The organism is Dyadobacter psychrophilus (genome assembly GCF_900167945.1).
In the GTDB taxonomy this organism is placed as follows: domain Bacteria; phylum Bacteroidota; class Bacteroidia; order Cytophagales; family Spirosomataceae; genus Dyadobacter; species Dyadobacter psychrophilus.
The window spans coordinates 494,687-511,235 of sequence record NZ_FUZA01000001.1 but is presented as its reverse complement, the minus strand read 5'-3'; the positions used below and the strand labels follow the sequence as shown (position 1 = coordinate 511,235).

Genomic DNA, 16,549 nt, shown 5'->3' with positions numbered 1-16,549 from the left:
TTTTACCAGAACACGGTGTACAATGCCGCCAAAACCCCGCAGATCACGATGGAACCAACCACAAAACTTCTGCCCGGTTCGAACATCGTGCGGTCGATCTCCAGTCCTTTCGGATTATTCTTGCTTTTGGGATCAGCCAATGTCATTACCACGATTACTGCGCATAGGATCAGGAATATGATGCCCATACGATCCAGGAACGGGATTTCGGGGGCCATGAACTTGCCTGCTGTCGATAGCGGAATAGTTAGCAATGCAGCCGTAAGCGCCGCCGCGGAAGTGGTTCTTTTCCAGAACATTCCCAATATGAAAATTGCAAAAACACCTGGCGTAATAAAGCTGCTGTATTCCTGAATAAACTGATAAGCCTGATCCAGCACGCGAAGCTGCGGCGCGATGATGACGCCGATTGCCATCGCTACATAAATGGTGTAGCGACCGATTTTTACGAGTTGCTTTTCGCTTGCGCTGGGGTTGATGTATTGTTTGTAAATGTCCAGCGTAAAAATGGTTGAGATACTGTTTGCTTTTCCGGCAAGAGAAGCGACAATTGCCGCCGTTAAAGCTGCGAAAGCCATTCCTTTCAGTCCACCGGGAAGCAAATTGAGCAAAACTGGATAAGCATGATCCGGTTTTACAACACCAACGCCGTCCAGCATTTCCTTTTGAAACATGCCATTTTGGTACAAAACATAAGCCGCAATGCCCGGAATAACGACAATGATCGGAATGAGCAATTTCAGCACGGCTGCAAAGAGAATTCCTTTTCGAGCTGTTTTCAAATCGGCACCTAAGCTCCTTTGGATAATGTATTGGTTACAGCCAAAATAGGCCAGGTTATTGATCCACATCGCGCCAATGATCACAGATAATCCGGGAAGATCCTTGTAAAATGGATTTTCTTTGGGCAAAATCATGTGAAAATGCGAGTCGGCTTGTTCTTTGAGCAACCCCAGCGCATTAAAAATTCCGGGTCTGTTGAAATGCGTGGAAACCAGATCCAAAGCCAGATAAGTAGTCGCTAATCCGCCCAGGACCAGCACAATAACCTGGACAACATCCGTATAACCAATCACTTTCATCCCGCCTATTGTAATCACAACCGCAAAAATGCCAAGTCCGATGATTCCCCAAGTAAAGTCCAGACCAGCAGTCACTTCTAAGGCAAGCGCTCCTAAATAAAGGATGGAAGTCAGGTTCACAAAAACATAAAGCAGCAGCCAGAAAACAGCCATAATCGTCGCCACCGTAGGATTATACCGCTCGCGCAGAAATTGCGGCATGGTATAGATCTTGTTTTTGAGATAAACCGGCAGGATAAAAAGCGCAACCACAATCAGCGAAGCCGCCGCCATCCATTCATACGAAGAAATCGCCAAGCCGATCGCAAAACCCGAACCGGACATCCCAATAAAGTGCTCAGCCGAAATGTTGGAAGCGATAATAGACGCGCCAATGGCCCAGAATGTCAGTGATCCCTCTGCTAAAAAATAGTCAGTCGAGCTAACTTCCTTCGAACTTTTCTTTTTGTAAATCCAAAAACCATAAGCAGAAACGCCTATCAAATAAATAAAGAATACAACATAATCCAGCGATTGCAAACCGGTATTGGACATTCGGGTAAAGGGTTAGGTAAAAGTGCTTTTGAAATTTCTCTACGAAGTAACTTAAACCGCCGCATACTGCAAAACCTCATCCAATCTTACGCTCCGGCCTTCTGTCAAGGATTTCATTGCAGCGATTCCAATAGCTGTTGCCATTAATCCATCGTGTGCGTCTACGGGTGAAGGTTTATCCTGCAACACGCAGTCGATGAACGATTTAAGGCAAACACGATAGGCGGTTTCGTATCTTTCCAGGAAGAAATGCAGTGGTAATGAAATATGTCCGCCATTGCTATCGAAATGCACCAGCGTATCGGAAGTGTTGTTTTCAGCCTTAGCCATGCCTTTTGATCCGAAAATTTCAAGGCGCTGATCATAACCGTAAACGGCTTTTCTGCTGTTATCGATCACGCCGATTGCCCCATTTTCAAAGGTTAGCACGATAACGGCTGTGTCTATATCTCCAAAGTCTTTGATTTCCGGATGGATCAATGCATCGCCTTTTACAAATACCTCCTTCACCTCGCTGCCGACAATGTAACGCGCCATATCGAAGTCGTGAATTGACATATCGAGGAAAATGCCGCCTGAAATTTTCAGATATTCCACGGGCGGAGGCGCTGGATCGCGGCTGGTAATGCGCAGGATATGCGGATCGCCGATTTTGTTGGCTTCCACCAGGCTGCGGACATTGCTGAAATTGGCGTCGAAGCGCCGGTTAAAGCCGAGCATTAATTTGACATTGTTATCGCTAACCGCCTTCTCGGCAGCCTGAATCGCTTCCAATGTTACGTCTAATGGCTTTTCGCAAAATACATGCTTTCCTTTTTCGGCCGCAGCAACCGTGTACGGCACGTGGAATGGAGTAGGGGAGCAAATGATAACAGCTTCAACATCAGGATGGTTGATCACATCATAAGCGTCCGTTGTAATTTCGGCAACGCCCAGGTTACGCGCAAATTCATGCGAAGCCGGTGACAGGTCCGAGGCAATAATCACTTCCGCGTCCGGCATATGATGCACCAGGTTACTAAGGTGTATTTGCCCGATCCGACCTAAGCCAATTACGCCGGTCTTTAATTTTCTAGTCATTTTAAGTTTATGCTAAAAGGTTGATATCGTATGAATTGGCGATATGCCATTAAAATTTCCTATTCCATTCTTTCAGCCAGCGCTCAATCACGACTTTTGTTTGCGTGAAGAACTCCACCGCGTGTTTGCCTTGTCCGTGCAAGTCGCCGTAAAAGCTCTCTTTCCAGCCTGAGAAGGGGAATTGAGCAACAGGCGCGGCTACACCAATGTTGATCCCAATGTTTCCGGCCTCTGCTTCGTGACGGAATTTACGGGCATTCAAACCGCTGCTCGTGAATATACAAGCCATATTTCCGTATCTGCCCGCATTGATGAACCGGATGGCTTCGTCAATGGTGTTAATATGGACTAGGCTCAAAACCGGCCCAAAAATTTCGGTTGTGGCAAGCTCACCATCCAGCGGGATGTCTTCAATAATGGTAGGATTGATAAAGTTACCTTGCTCATATCCATCCACTTTGGCATTACGACCGTCCACTAGCAATCGTCCACCTTCGCTTAACCCTTTGTCGATCAATGTTTGCACTCTGGATTTGCTGTCAGCGGTGATTACAGGGCCCATTAATACGTCGCTATCCAGTCCGAAACCGGTTTTTCTGTTTTTGGCTGATTCAACGAGGCTTTCTGTAATGTCTTTATGCTCACCTACTGTAATAATGGTGGAAGCAGCCAGGCAACGCTGTCCTGCGCAACCGTAAACGCTGTCGATGACGATTTGAGAAGTCATATCAATGTCCGCATCCGGCAGTACGATCACCGGATTTTTAGCGCCACCCTGTGCCTGCACACGTTTTCCGTTCGCAGCGCCTTTTGCATACACATATTTAGCGACATTGGATGATCCCACGAAGCTAATGCCTTTAATGGCAGGGTGTTCAAGGATTCCATCCACGACTTCACGTGCGCCCTGCACAAGGTTAAGGACACCTTTCGGCAAGTCAAGTTTTTCCATCAATGCCACAATTTTGGTCATGGTCAACGGCACTTTTTCGGACGGTTTGATAATGTAGCTATTGCCGCAAGCCAGCGCGTAAGGGAGGAACCAGAATGTGATCATTCCGGGAAAATTGAATGGCGCAATACACGCGCAAACGCCCAGCGGCTGACGGATCATGTATTCGTCGATGCCTTTGGCAATGTCTTCTGAAAATTCACCTTGCATCATCGCAGGCATTCCGCAGGCATTTTCGACATTCTCGATAGCGCGCACCATCTCGGCTTTGGCTTCGATGAATGTTTTGCCTGATTCCAGCACGATCGTTTTTGCAATGTCGTCCAGGTTATCTTCCAGCAAGGTTTTTAATTTAAATAAATACTGAACGCGCTTTGAAACAGGCGTGCTTCTCCATTCCTGAAACCCTTTTACGGCTGCTTCCGCAGCATCTTCAACGTCCTTTGCATTGCCATAGGGCACCTGTGCAAGCACTTCCTGGTTAGCAGGGTTCAGTACATTCTCGAAATGATCGGAATGACTGTCCACCCACTGTCCATTGATGTAATTCTGTAATTTTTCCATTTTATATAAATAGTATTTATTCAATGTTTAAAGCAGGTGGTCACAGTCCGCCATAACCGGCAACAAATTCGTCAACCTCAGCTCTTGTAGGCATGAAATTGGCGCAACCTTCTCTTGTGACAATGATTGCCCCGCAAGCATTACCCATTCTCACACTTTGATAAAGGTCCCAGCCGCTAAGCAATCCGAAAGAAAATCCGGCACAAAATGCGTCGCCGGCTCCCAGCACATTCAGCACTTCAACAGGGAAGCCTGGCACCTTAACTTCCTCTTTTCCAGGCTGAAATATGGATGCGCCGTCTTTTCCCCGCTTTACGACCAGTGTTTCCACCCCTGAAAGCAGGATTTCCTGAATGGCATTGTCAATGTTGCCACGGATCTCAGGAGCTGAAATTTGCTGGTGTTTGATGAGTAATTGCTCCTTATCGGTCAGGAATGTTGCCAGGATTTCCTCCTCCGTTCCGACCACAATGTTGAAACTGCCTAATGCTGCACGGATTGTGACGCCAAATGCCCTTGGATCAAACCATTGATCTGCACGGAAATCAATGTCCAGCAAGCGGGTAACATTGTTTTTCTTAGCCATTTCCAAGGCGTAGAACATCGCAGTGCGGCTCGGATCTTTGCTGAATGCGGTTCCTGAAAAAGCAGCTGCTCTGAAATCTCCAAATGGAATGGCATCTACGTGATCCAGGTTCAGGTTGATATCGGCGCAGTTTTCGCGGTAATAAACGAGCGGGAAACGATCCGGCGGCTCAATACCCAGCACAACGGCTGAACTTCTGGTGCCTTCAATGGTCGGCACCCACTCGGTGATGATGCCTTCTTCATTGAGGAAGTGTTTGATAAAATTCCCAACCTGATCATTGCCGATTCCAGTCAGGATTGCGGTTTCCAGCCCGAGCCTGCGGGCTCCTGTGGCAATATTCAGCGGACAGCCGCCCACAAAAGCATTGAATGCTTCGATTTTTTCGAATGGGCTGCCCACATTCGCCGAATACAAGTCGATAGACGAGCGTCCGAGGGTCAGTAAGTCGTATTTTTTCATTGTGGAGATTTGTAATTTCTTCGGCAGTCGGCCGAAAGCCGATTATCCATTCATTTCTGCTGTAACAATGGGTAATCTGGGATCAGAGCCCTTCCAGGTTCCGTAAATCCAGTCGTGATCGGGGTCTGATGTGTTAGCCAGAGACTGGTCGCTTCCAGCCAGGAAATTGAGATAATAAACATTGTAGCCATGTCCGGCAACGACAGGGTGATAACCTTTTGGGACAAGCACAGCTTCATTATGATGCACTCGTATTATCTCGTCCAATGATCTGTCCTCGGTGTAAACCTGCTGAATGGCGTAACCCTGCGGTTTATCGATTTTGTAAAAATAAATTTCTTCTAAATTCGCTTCGATCAGCTTGCCGTTTTCGTCTTCCGTACGCACATCATGCTTGTGGGCGGGGAAGGAGCTCCAATTTCCGGAAGGCGTGTAAACTTCCACACAAACAATTTTATGGCAATCAAAACCTGGCTCTAACAGACTATTGATCTGGCGGTTAGCATTATCCCCGCCGCGATATTCAATCGCAGCTTCTTCCGGGCGCTTCATGCGCGGCGGATGATCTTCGTCGGAAGCAACCCGGCAAATCGCAATGTCTGTTTGGGGAGATTGTGCAGTTAAAGTATAGTCTGTATTTCTCGATAAGTACATCGCATGCCCTATTCCACTAAATACATCTTTGCGACCATTTCTTGTTTCCCAGGTCTGGCCGGCGGCTTCCACTTTAAAATTGCCGCCCAGCAAAACGAAGCAATACTCGTATTCACCCGTGTTTCCTGAAATTTGTTCATTAACATCCAGTATTTTAGCCTCGAAGTTCAGGTAGGTCCAACCGGCTTGATCGCTTGTGAGAGAATGATAGGTCTTTTGGTCAGGCGCAGGTTTGATAAGCAGGTCACTCATTGTGGTTATTCGTTACATTTGTACACAATGATAGCGTTGTATAAATTAAACACAAAATGTAAATATGTTTATATTGAATGCAAACGTTTGAAAAAATTTCTAAGTTTTAATTGCCATAATTATACAAATGAATTCCTCCCGACCCGTTACTATAAAAGACATTGCGCGCCGTTTCCGCTGCTCGCCATCCACCGTTTCCCGTGCGCTGAACGACCATCCGGCCATCAATGAAGACACACGCAAAAACATTCAGGAATATGCCCGGGAAGTGGGTTACCAGCGAAATGAGGTCTCGCTCAGCTTGTTGAATAAAAAGACCGCGTCGCTCGGAGTTGTCGTTCCAACCATTAGCAATTACTACGAAACAGCTGTTATTGAAGGGCTTCACACCGCATTGCAGCCGATTGGTTATACGCTCAACATTTGTGTTACCAACGAGAATTACGCGTTGGAGAAAGAGTATTTGGCCAAATTACTTTCTAACAGGACCGAAGGCATTTTCCTGTCCGTTTCTCACGAAACCTATAACTCAGGATATTATGAGCATTTGGAAAGCGTAATCCAGCGAAAAACGCCCCTTATCTTCATCGATCGCGAATACGAAGATTTCGAAACCAGTCGCGCTACGGTTGATGATTACCACGGAGCATTTGCAGCCGTTGAGCATTTGATCAACATCGGATACAGACACATTGCACATTTGAAAGGGCCTAATGGTCTGACTGTCAGTGAGCAGCGTTTTAAAGGTTATGCGGATTGCCTGAAAAAGTATGATATGGCCGTCCGCGAAGAGTTTATCATCAACACCAATTTCAATGTAGAAAGTGCTATTCTTCCTACCAAACGGCTTTTGGAGATGGCAACACCGCCAGACGCAATCTTCGGTGTGAATGATCAGGTTGCGATCGGAGCTATGCGGGTCGTGAAGGCGAAAGGCCTCCGCATTCCGCAAGATGTGGGCTTGATAGGATTTGACAATTCGCCCATTTCCGCTTACACGTTCCCCTCATTGACCACAGTAAACAGGCCGGGTCGCAAAATCGGAATGGAGGCTGCCCGGCTATTTTTGAACCAGGTAAATGGCGCAGAAGACTTCAAGCACGAAAGCACCGTGCTGCCCTCGGAGCTGATCATTCGGGAAAGTACGTTACGGATTTAATTTTATTCAAATTTTTTGTGACCGATAGAAAAGTCTTACGTCTAAAAAAGGGATGCGCTATTGCATCATCGTAACTTAAAAGTTACCTTTACAATGACGAAGATTAGGAAAGTTGTCGTTTATAAACACTATTTTGACCAGTTTGTTGCAGAGCAGTCACTAGCTGTTAGGCGGAAGATATTTAGAATAATTCAGGGAATAGAAACGTACCAGAGAATTCCATCTTCTTTTATCAAACATTTAAGTGGTACTAAGGGATTATATGAAGCGAGAATAATGCTGGGATCAAACATTTGGAGAGTTTTTTGCTTCTTTGACAGCGACAGCCTGGTTGTCCTGCTTAACGGATTCCAAAAGAAGACGGAAAAGACGCCTAAGAACGAAATTGAACGCGCATTGCGACTTATGAATGAATACTATGAAACTAAACGGAACAATCATGGACATTAGAACTTGGGATCAGGTAAAAGATGATGTTTACGGTGTAATTGGGACTGAGGAAAGGGATAGTTTAGAAAGAGAATTTGAAAGCTTCAAAATCGGATTGCTGCTTAGGAAAGCCCGTGAAGACAAAGCACTTACGCAGAAACAGCTTGGTGAAATCATTAATAAAAAAAGGGAGTACATTTCTAGAGTAGAAAATGATGGGAGCAATCTGACCCTTAAAACGCTTTACGATATCGTAGAAAAAGGATTGGGAGGGAAAGTTAAGATTGAACTTGAATTCTAGAAACCAAAACAACCCAGAGCCTAAACCCCGGGTTGTTCGATAAATAGTTATTATAGGCCCGATCAATACCCATCATTCTGCTTCAAATACCCTGGCACATTTGATGCACCATCAATAGCAGTCTGTGGAATAGGGAAGATTCGTTTTTTTACATCGGCGTTGGATTTTTCTGTCCATTTTCCTTCGTATTTGCCGAAACGGATCATGTCGCTGCGGCGAAGCATTTCCCAGTAGAATTCAAAACCTCTTTCACGGAAAAGTAAGTCGAGGTTCATGGCAGTTAATGCTGGGGGAGGCGTTGTGGCTGTTCTGGACGCCCTTACAAGATTTACGTCCGCTAATGCACCGGCCGCATCGTTACTTTTGCGCAACTTGGCTTCGGCACGCATCATGTAAATGTCTGCAAGGCGCAGGATCACAATGTCAGCGTCTCCTTTGTTCCGGCCGGTGTTTGATTCGCTGCCGAACTCGTATTTGGCAACCCGGTAACCTGTGTTGTAATTGCTTCCAGCAGTTGTGAAATCTACCAGTTCACCGAAACTGACAGGCAGATCGGCCCTGTTACGGGTTACGTAGCTCAACTTCCCAACTTTCAGTCTTCCATCAGGACATCTCAAAAATGCTCCGTTCACTCGCAATGCACCAAATTGCTGACCACGCAAGATCCCGCGGTTTATTTTATAATCTGAATCTTTCACGCAAGTATCGGCCGCATTGGAATAAACGGACATATTTTCCTGATAAAAGCGGGGATCACGCTTCGGGTCAACAGCGCCGTAAGCCTGCACCCATGACTGGTAAAAATCAGATGTAATGCCGGGGCCATCGGTTCCGTTTGCGGCCGGGAATGCAGCGAGCGGGAATTGATCGCCTGAGATCGAAAAGTAAGCCAGGCGGTTGTGTCCGTTCAGGTCGGCACGCTGGTCCACTGCGAAGATCAGCTCCTGATTCGAGTGGTTCTGGTTGCCGAAAATAGAAAAGTAGTCTGGTGACAATTTTGCCTGTCCGGATGCAATAATCTTATCCGTATACTGAATCACTTTATCCATATCCTCAGCGCGGAATTCGAATGTCGGTGCGTAAATGTTGCGGTAAACCGCTGCGTTCAAATTCAATCGCGCGAGCAATCCCCAAACTGCCACCTGGTTAAGTCTTCCCGGGCCGACAACGGATTTAGGCTGCACAACCGGCTCAATAGCAAGCAATTCGCTTTCAATGTATTTTAACGCTTCTTCGCCTCTGATGATCACAGACGCGGCATTCGGATCATCCTTAAGGAAAGCGACTCCGAACATATCGAGCATGATCATATTATAATAAGCTCTCATTCCACGCGCTTCCGCAGCATATAGAGCGGCGGTTGCGGACGTTGAGTTTTTTAAACCATTAATAGCCGTGATAGATCGCGAAATGGATTGGGATAATGTGCCCCAGGTGCTGTTCACATTCGGATCCGTTGCGGTGGTGTTGTGCTGGTGCAATGCAAGATAAATCCCGTTATCGCCCCAGTCTGTGCCACCCCGGTAAGGCAAAATGGCCTCGTCCGTAGTGATTTCATTCAGTGCAAAATAGGTTGTATGCTGAAATAAATTAGGAAGCAATGCATAAACTGGTGCCAAAAGGCCATTTGCGGCTTCGTCGGGGGACAGATTCGCTTTAAGCGTTTCGTCCAGCACTTGTTCTTCGAGATCGGTGCAGCCAGGCGCCATGAAGAGCAAGCCGGCCACTGCAAATATGAGTGAGAATTTCTTTTTCATCGTTTATTTTTTAAAAGCCAACATTAAGACCAAACAGAATCGTTTTGGCCTTTGGATAACTCAGATAGTCAACGCCGTAGGAAGTGATGCCATTGATCGACCGGTCGTTATTGACCTCAGGATCGTAACCGGTGTATTTGGTCCATAGCGCCAGGTTTTGGCCCGTTACCGAAACGCGTACTGTCTGCACCCATTTGTTAATGCCAAGTTTCGCCGTGTTCAGGTTGTATCCCAACACAAGATTGTTCAGTCTCAGATAAGCTCCGCTTTTGAGATATCGGGTAGAAACGGGCGCTGAATTGTTGATAGACTCTGCTTCTTCGGTGAAAGATTCGCGCGTTACATTCAGCCCTTTTTGCAACCTTAGCTTAAAGAAATTGGAGTTTGCCGTGTTGTCGTAAACCTTATTTCCTGCAACGCCGTTGAAGTTGGCCGTCAGATCAAAACCTTTGAAAGACACATTACCATTGAAATTATACATCCGGGTCGGCAATGCGGTTCCGGCAGCAACACGGTCCTTGTCCGTTACTATGCCGTCACCATCCACATCTCTGAATGTGCTGATGCCCTTATCGTCAAAGCCGGTGAATTCTTTCAGGAAAAATGTTCCGATCGGCTGATTGTTAATGTATCCGTTGATCGTTGCAGAAGTAAGGCCTGAGCCTTGCGCTGAACCCGATGGAATTACGGAGTAAGGAGAACCCGTAACATCGTTCTTAATAAAAGTAATGTTACCGCCAAATCCATACCGCAGTCCGTTGTCAAGTGTTTCGCGGTAATTCAGATCAATTTCAAGCCCCTGGTTTTTGATTTTCATATTGGGCACATTGGTCCAGAATGTTCCGGCAGGCTGAATTGGATCGGCAGGGATCACTTCAAGCAGGATTTTTTCAGAGGTTTTGGTAAAATAATCCACTTCACCGCTCAAAGCACCCTTGAACAAAGAGAAATCAAGACCAATGTCGGTTTGCTTGGAAACTTCCCATTGAATGTCGGGATTCGCCAGTCTTGTGTTGGTAGTTCCGGCAGGATAAGCGCCTGTTCCCAGCGGGTAACTTGCTGTTGGTGAGACAACTGAGGTAAAACGTGCCTGTGTAATTTTAGAAGGAATTTCCTGGTTGCCCGTTGATCCCCATCCAGCGCGGAGTTTCAGGTCCGAGAACGGTGACGACTTCATAAACGGCTCTTCCGAAATTCTCCATCCCAGGGAGAATGAAGGGAAATAACCATATTTGTTGTTCGCACCGAATTTCGAGGAACCATCCACACGCAGCGTTGCAGTGGCCAGGTATTTGTCTTTAAAGCCGTAATTTACTCTTCCAAAAAACGATTGTAATTCATTGATCGTCGCGTGACCATCCGGCGCATTCAGGATCAGTGACAAATCCTGTCCCAGACCCGGGTTATAAATCGGTTCAATGTCCGAGATAGGGAATTTGTTAATGCTAAACCTTTTGTCCTGTAAGAAAATATACTGGTAGGAATGACCCACAAGGGCACTGAAACTGTGCACCTTATTACCAGCCGTGTAAGTCAGATAGTTCTCGATCAGGCGGTTACTGTTTTTGAACTGAAAGTTTTCCAACCTGCCAATTTCAAACGGAATCGTGTTCGGCAATGTCTGCTTATCCTGTGTGGCGGTTGAATGATCGAGACCGAAGTTTAGTTTGTAAACCAAACCTTTAACGATCGTCACGGACGGCGAAATTGAAGCCAAAATCCGCGTTGTATTAAGTAGTTCTTTATATAACCTCAACGGGATCAATGGGTTGGTTCCATCCTGATATTGGAATGGGTTGCCGTCCGCATCGTAAGGCGCATAGGTCGGGTTGGCAGTAATGGCGCCACCGATCATGCCTTGTACATTCGGTTTTTTATTTTTCGTATTGGTTGCATTCAGGTTGATATCCAGTGTCACGCGGTCATTCAGCAGTTTTTGTGAAAGGTTAATGCGTCCGGTGTAGCGGTCCTGCTGACTTCCTTTCAGAATTCCCTGTTGCTTTTGCGCTCCAAATGAACCGTAGTAAGTCATTTTATCGGTTCCGCCACCCACAGAAATGTTGTGGTTATGCGTAGTTGCACTGCGGGAAATCTCTTTTTGCCAATCCGTGTCCGCTCCGCCATTAATCACCGTGCCGCCCAGTTTCGCAGCTTCCGTCAAAAATTCTGGACCTGATAGCACATCCAGCGGACGCGCCATCGTGGAAATGCCCAGTGATCCTGAATAAGTTACGCTCGCCTGCCCTGATTTACCTTTTTTAGTTGTGATCAAAATTACACCATTCGCGCCCCTTGCACCGTAGATAGCAGTCGCAGAAGCATCTTTCAGAACATCCATCGATTCAATGTCCTGGGGGTTAATGAAATTCAGCGGGTTGGTATCGCCGCCTGTTCCGCTGTTGTCGAGCGCCATTCCGTCTACCACAAAAAGCGGCGTACTTCCCGTGCGAACGCCACCCGGTCCACGAACGGTAATGCTGGTTTTTGCGCCAGGCTCACCTGTTGCGGAGGTTACATTCACACCGGACACCTTTCCTTGCAGCAGTTGTTCGGGTGAGTTAATGATGCCCGTATTGAAGTCGCTGCTTTTCAAAGACTTTACAGATCCGGTAATGTCCTTTTTTACAGTTGTTCCATAACCTACAACCACCACTTCACTCAGGTTGGATGCGGATTCTTTTAGTCTGATTTCAATAGAATTGACATTGGATTCAGTAAGCAGAAAATCATTTAAGGATTGTTTTTCAAAGCCGATATAGCTGAATTCCAGATCATAACGTGCTCCTGTTTGCAGGTTTGGAATGGTAAAAACGCCATTTTCGTCCGTTGTGGCGCCTTGCTTCGTTCCGCCGGACACAGGGGTAACTACCACCGTAACTCCGGGCAATCCTTCTGTTGTTCCTTCCGCGAGTACTTTTCCTGAGAGCGTAACTTCCTGTATTGTGCGCATATTTTTTCCGACATGCTCCGATAGGCTTTCCGAAACCGGCAATGTGGCTGCTGCCTTTGCATGCGGGCCGCATATGGCCGCAGCTTGCATGAGACAGACACCAAGTGTCCCGGTTTTGACTAATAGAGTCAAAGTTTTTTTCATAAGATCAAATTATTGGGTTGAATTGTTAATGAATGGTGGGATGAGGGTGTGAAGAGAGGCATATCGTGAAATTTAGGGTTCTTGTCACACAAGATTACAGATTGTATTTTTAATATATTTAATAGAAATTAGACAATAGCTAATGCAAACGTTTGAAATTTTATGCAAACGTTTGAAAAAATAAGAAGAATAAATAGGATGAATCCAAGCATTAACACCGACTTTTGCGCGCAAATGACGGTGTTAATGCTTCTAATGGAAACAAAAGGATTTTGACGAATTGTTAAGTCAGCGTGAAAGCGGCTAAACGTCCTGACGCAAGACTTCCAGCGGTGGGCGTGAAAGAATCCCGCGGCTGTTGACCAAGCCGATGAAAACGGTCATCAGAGAAACGAATAAAAATACAATGAGCACTGGCAGCAGCTCGGGTTTGAATTCAGCTTCGAAACTGAATTTCGCCAGCAACCAGCTGCCTGCCAGAGATAGCAGAATGCCTGTCAATGCAGCCAGGGAGCCCAGGAAAAAGTATTCCAATGCCGTGATCGCGAAAATCTGTTTGCGGCTTGCACCCAATGTTCTCAGCAGCACACTTTCCTGTAAGCGTTGATATTTACTGATCAACACAGAAGCGATAAGCACGATTAACCCGGTAAGGATGCTGAAACCAGCCATGAACCGGATCACAAAGCCGATTTTATTAAAAATGTCATCCAGAACCCGAAGTACCAGCGCGAGATCGATAATTGAAATGTTGGGGAATTGACGGACGATGGCTTGCTGAAAAACGGCCGACGCCTGCGGATTGGGCACATGCGTGAGCATTACATGGAATTGCGGCGCATCTTCCAATACGCCGGTTGGGAAAATAACAAGAAAGTTGGTCTGAACCTCACCCCAGTTTACTTCTCGGAAACTGGAAATCGTGGTAGACATCATCGTTCCCTGCACGTTAAAAATGAGCGTGTCGCCGAGTTTGAGCCTGCTTCGGTCCGCGAAGCCCTGCTCGATTGAAATGGGGATCAGGCCGTCGGTACTTTTGTAGGTTCCCTTCCAATTACCTTTGGTGAGTTTTTCGGTAGAACTCAATGAATCCCTGAATGTTACGCGGTATTCCCGCCCGAAAATCCGGCGTGATTGCTCCGCCGTGGTGTCACCTTCAAAGTCGGAAGCCGTTTTTCCATTCACCTCTTCCAGGCGCATATTAACGATTGCAACATTCTGGTTAACCGGTACATTCTGCGCTTTTGCAATAGCCAGCACAGCTTCTTTCTGGCTTCCCTGAATGTCGAAAAGGACAATGTTGGGCTGGTTTCCGCTGGACGACATTTTTACCCGATTGAGTAAAATCGTTTGAACAAAAAACAATGTGCAGACCAGGCACGTGCCAAGCCCGATGGAAACAACCAGGATGGAAGTTTGATTATTAGGACGGTATAAATTGGCTAATCCCTGCCGCCATAAGTAACTCCATGATGTTGGGAAAAACTTGCGGACAAGCCACATAAGCAGACTTGCTATGGCATAAAGAACTACAAATGAAGCCAAAATACTGGCCGTAAACACCAATGCTTCGATCCAGGTTTGCATTTGCAAAAACGCGAAACCGTAAATAAAGACAACGATCAACCCGTATAACAGCCATGCCCAGGGATCTCTTTCCATTTTCATAGCGTCCAGGGAAACACGCAACACATTCAACGGTGAAACTTTGCGGATTGAGACAAGCGGCGGCAAAGCAAAAAGAATGGAGATAAGCACGCCAATCGCTAGGCCTTGTCCGATAGCTAGCCAGGAAATGTCTGTGGTGAGTTCAAACGGTAGAAAATCCTTGATCACAACGGGTAAAAACTGCTGTATCGTAGTGCCCAGGAGGGCGCCTAATATGGATCCAATGATGCCGATTCCTGCAATTTGAATCAGGTAAATTAAGAAAGCCTGGGAACCTTTAACGCCCAGACAGCGCAGAATGGCAATTGAATTGAGCTTCTCGCGAATGTAAATGTGAATGGCGCTCGCCACACCAATGCAGCCTAAAAGCAACGCAACGAAACCTACCAATGCTAAAAAACGAGTCAGGTCTTTGAACGATCTGCCCGTATCTTCTTTCTGGGATTGAATGGTTTTGTAATCCAGATCGCCCGCTTCGAACCGTGGTTCGAGCTGTTTTGCAAGCTTTTCGACGTCTGTGTTGGGTGCAAATTTGTAGTAGTAACGATAAGCAACGCGGCTTCCTTTCTGCATTAAACCGGTTTGCTTCAAATAACGCATGGGAATGTAAACCGAGGGCGCAACGGTGCTGGTAAGTCCCGTGGAGCCGGGTGCTTTTTCCAAAATCCCTGCAATGGCAAAAGTAACATTGCCGATCTTGATAGAATCGCCGACTTTGGCCTGATATTGCAGCATAAGCGTTTGATCTACAAGTGCTTGCTGGCCATTTCTGAACGTTTCCTCAGCAGTCACGGGAACAGTTTCAAATTTCCCGTAGTAAGGAAAATCCCCTTCCAGCGCTTTCACCTGGGCCAGCCTGTTTCCTCCGTTTTTGGGAAAATAAATCATGGAAGCAAAACTGCGCTCTTCCGAACGGATTTTTCCCAACGAATCAACAAGCGCTTTGGCTTTTCCTTCAACCGACTTTCCTGTATTCAGCGCCAGATCGGCGCCAATTAATGTTGCGGCTTGATTATCAATATTTTGTCTTAGATTATCGCCCAGGGAATAAATCGCCACAAGTGCGGCAATCCCAAGTATGATCGAGGAAATAAATAGTAGCAATCGCGAGCGATTTTTCCGGCTGTCGCGCCATGCCATTTGCAGTAACCAGGGGAAATTAATTTTATCTTGATTCATGTTCATTCAACCAGTTTGCCGCCTTTAATGCGAATAATGCGTTGTGTTTTTGCTGCAAGTTCCAGGTCATGCGTCACCAGCACAAGCGTTGTTCCCGCTTCCCGGTTGAGATCAAAAAGCAGCTTCACTACTTTTTCGCTCGTTTCTGCATCCAGGTTTCCGGTCGGTTCGTCGGCAAAAAGGATTTGTGGTTTGTTGGAAAATGCCCTCGCCAGCGAGACGCGTTGCTGCTCTCCTCCAGACAGTTGGGTAGGGTAATGATGGCTTCTTTCTGCCAGACCAACCTTATCGAGCAGATCCAGGGCGCGCGGCTTAATGTTCTTTTCGCCCCGCAATTCCAGGGGCACCATTACATTTTCAAGCGCGGTAAGGGTGGGGAGTAACTGGAAGTTTTGAAAAATAAACCCTACATATAGGTTTCGCACTGCTGCCAGTTGATCTTCGTTCAGGCCATTCAACCTGGTTCCGTGAAGCTCGACCGTGCCGGAAGTGGACCGGTCTAAACCCGCGCACAGGCCCAAAAGCGTCGTTTTCCCGCTTCCGGAAGGTCCCACAATCGACATGGTGGAACCAGCTGTGATCGAAAAATTGATATTGTCTAAAACGGTCAAGGAACGGTCGCCATTTTTATATATTTTACTTACCTGTTGCAGATCGAGTATGGTATCCATCAATTGTTTTTAATTTTATGTTTTTCGTGGTGCTGAACCACGCAACTTGATTTACTCCAATTTGGTTATTTTGGATTTAGGTTGCATATAAATATAGTTTAAACGGCGTTTAAAACTAAATGAGT

Annotated in this window: 12 protein-coding genes; 3 read left to right on the top strand and 9 right to left on the bottom strand. The window is 46.4% G+C overall.

From position 1 onward, the window contains the following. Positions 1 to 2 precede the first annotated feature (2 nt). The 5 genes from B5X68_RS02335 to iolB are packed head-to-tail and all read right to left on the bottom strand — an operon-like array spanning position 3 to position 6,166. The gene (locus B5X68_RS02335) at positions 3 to 1,616 is read right to left on the bottom strand and encodes a sodium/sugar symporter (protein ID WP_082213055.1); all 1,614 of its coding nucleotides are present in this window, start codon (positions 1,614 to 1,616) and stop codon (positions 3 to 5) included. A gap of 51 nt (positions 1,617 to 1,667) precedes the next feature. Then, entirely contained in the window at positions 1,668 to 2,696 is a 1,029-nt protein-coding gene (iolG, locus tag B5X68_RS02330; protein ID WP_082213054.1) for an inositol 2-dehydrogenase, read from the bottom strand. A 49-nt stretch (positions 2,697 to 2,745) separates the two neighbouring features. Beyond that, entirely contained in the window at positions 2,746 to 4,212 is a 1,467-nt protein-coding gene (locus B5X68_RS02325) for a CoA-acylating methylmalonate-semialdehyde dehydrogenase (RefSeq protein ID WP_082213053.1), read from the bottom strand. A gap of 40 nt (positions 4,213 to 4,252) precedes the next feature. Next, positions 4,253 to 5,260, bottom strand: a complete 1,008-nt coding sequence (iolC, locus tag B5X68_RS02320) for a 5-dehydro-2-deoxygluconokinase (RefSeq protein ID WP_082213052.1) — start codon at positions 5,258 to 5,260, stop codon at positions 4,253 to 4,255. A 42-nt stretch (positions 5,261 to 5,302) separates the two neighbouring features. After that, positions 5,303 to 6,166, bottom strand: coding sequence for a 5-deoxy-glucuronate isomerase (gene iolB / locus B5X68_RS02315; protein WP_082213051.1), 864 nt, complete (start codon positions 6,164 to 6,166; stop codon positions 5,303 to 5,305). A gap of 127 nt (positions 6,167 to 6,293) precedes the next feature. Between iolB and B5X68_RS02310 the strand changes: the two genes are divergently transcribed. The 3 genes from B5X68_RS02310 (at position 6,294) to B5X68_RS02300 (ending at position 8,055) form a co-directional block, all read left to right on the top strand. Further along, entirely contained in the window at positions 6,294 to 7,325 is a 1,032-nt protein-coding gene (locus tag B5X68_RS02310) for a LacI family DNA-binding transcriptional regulator (RefSeq protein ID WP_082213050.1), read from the top strand. A 93-nt stretch (positions 7,326 to 7,418) separates the two neighbouring features. Then, entirely contained in the window at positions 7,419 to 7,775 is a 357-nt protein-coding gene (locus tag B5X68_RS02305) for a type II toxin-antitoxin system RelE/ParE family toxin (RefSeq protein WP_082213049.1), read from the top strand. Further along, positions 7,765 to 8,055, top strand: coding sequence for a helix-turn-helix domain-containing protein (locus B5X68_RS02300; RefSeq protein WP_082213948.1), 291 nt, complete (start codon positions 7,765 to 7,767; stop codon positions 8,053 to 8,055). Before B5X68_RS02305 ends, B5X68_RS02300 begins: the two co-directional genes overlap by 11 nt. 62 nt (positions 8,056 to 8,117) lie before the next feature. Here B5X68_RS02300 and B5X68_RS02295 read toward each other — a convergent pair whose 3' ends face one another. From B5X68_RS02295 to B5X68_RS02280, 4 genes are all read right to left on the bottom strand, one after another. Then, a complete protein-coding gene (locus B5X68_RS02295) occupies positions 8,118 to 9,812 on the bottom strand; it encodes a RagB/SusD family nutrient uptake outer membrane protein (RefSeq protein WP_082213048.1) in 1,695 nt (564 codons plus the stop codon). A 10-nt stretch (positions 9,813 to 9,822) separates the two neighbouring features. Beyond that, entirely contained in the window at positions 9,823 to 12,852 is a 3,030-nt protein-coding gene (locus B5X68_RS02290) for a SusC/RagA family TonB-linked outer membrane protein (protein ID WP_082213947.1), read from the bottom strand. Positions 12,853 to 13,209: 357 nt separating this feature from the next. Then, positions 13,210 to 15,753 carry an ABC transporter permease gene (locus B5X68_RS02285; protein WP_082213946.1) on the bottom strand — a complete coding sequence of 848 codons (2,544 nt, stop codon included), beginning with the start codon at positions 15,751 to 15,753 and terminating at the stop codon, positions 13,210 to 13,212. A 2-nt stretch (positions 15,754 to 15,755) separates the two neighbouring features. Continuing rightward, complete coding sequence (locus B5X68_RS02280) at positions 15,756 to 16,424, bottom strand: ABC transporter ATP-binding protein (protein WP_082213047.1); 669 nt, start codon at positions 16,422 to 16,424, stop codon at positions 15,756 to 15,758. Positions 16,425 to 16,549: the final 125 nt, after the last annotated feature.

What these genes read in the sequence shown, in the direction of transcription:
- B5X68_RS02305 (WP_082213049.1), top strand. Translation starts at nt 7,419, where the DNA reads ATGACGAAGATTAGGAAAGTTGTCGTTTATAAACACTATTTTGACCAG.
- B5X68_RS02290 (WP_082213947.1), bottom strand. Translation starts at nt 12,852, where the DNA reads ATGCAAGCTGCGGCCATATGCGGCCCGCATGCAAAGGCAGCAGCCACA.
- B5X68_RS02285 (WP_082213946.1), bottom strand. Translation starts at nt 15,753, where the DNA reads ATGAATCAAGATAAAATTAATTTCCCCTGGTTACTGCAAATGGCATGG.
- B5X68_RS02295 (WP_082213048.1), bottom strand. Translation starts at nt 9,812, where the DNA reads ATGAAAAAGAAATTCTCACTCATATTTGCAGTGGCCGGCTTGCTCTTC.
- iolC (WP_082213052.1), bottom strand. Translation starts at nt 5,260, where the DNA reads ATGAAAAAATACGACTTACTGACCCTCGGACGCTCGTCTATCGACTTG.
- iolB (WP_082213051.1), bottom strand. Translation starts at nt 6,166, where the DNA reads ATGAGTGACCTGCTTATCAAACCTGCGCCTGACCAAAAGACCTATCAT.
- B5X68_RS02280 (WP_082213047.1), bottom strand. Translation starts at nt 16,424, where the DNA reads ATGGATACCATACTCGATCTGCAACAGGTAAGTAAAATATATAAAAAT.
- B5X68_RS02310 (WP_082213050.1), top strand. Translation starts at nt 6,294, where the DNA reads ATGAATTCCTCCCGACCCGTTACTATAAAAGACATTGCGCGCCGTTTC.
- B5X68_RS02325 (WP_082213053.1), bottom strand. Translation starts at nt 4,212, where the DNA reads ATGGAAAAATTACAGAATTACATCAATGGACAGTGGGTGGACAGTCAT.
- B5X68_RS02300 (WP_082213948.1), top strand. Translation starts at nt 7,765, where the DNA reads ATGGACATTAGAACTTGGGATCAGGTAAAAGATGATGTTTACGGTGTA.
- B5X68_RS02335 (WP_082213055.1), bottom strand. Translation starts at nt 1,616, where the DNA reads ATGTCCAATACCGGTTTGCAATCGCTGGATTATGTTGTATTCTTTATT.
- iolG (WP_082213054.1), bottom strand. Translation starts at nt 2,696, where the DNA reads ATGACTAGAAAATTAAAGACCGGCGTAATTGGCTTAGGTCGGATCGGG.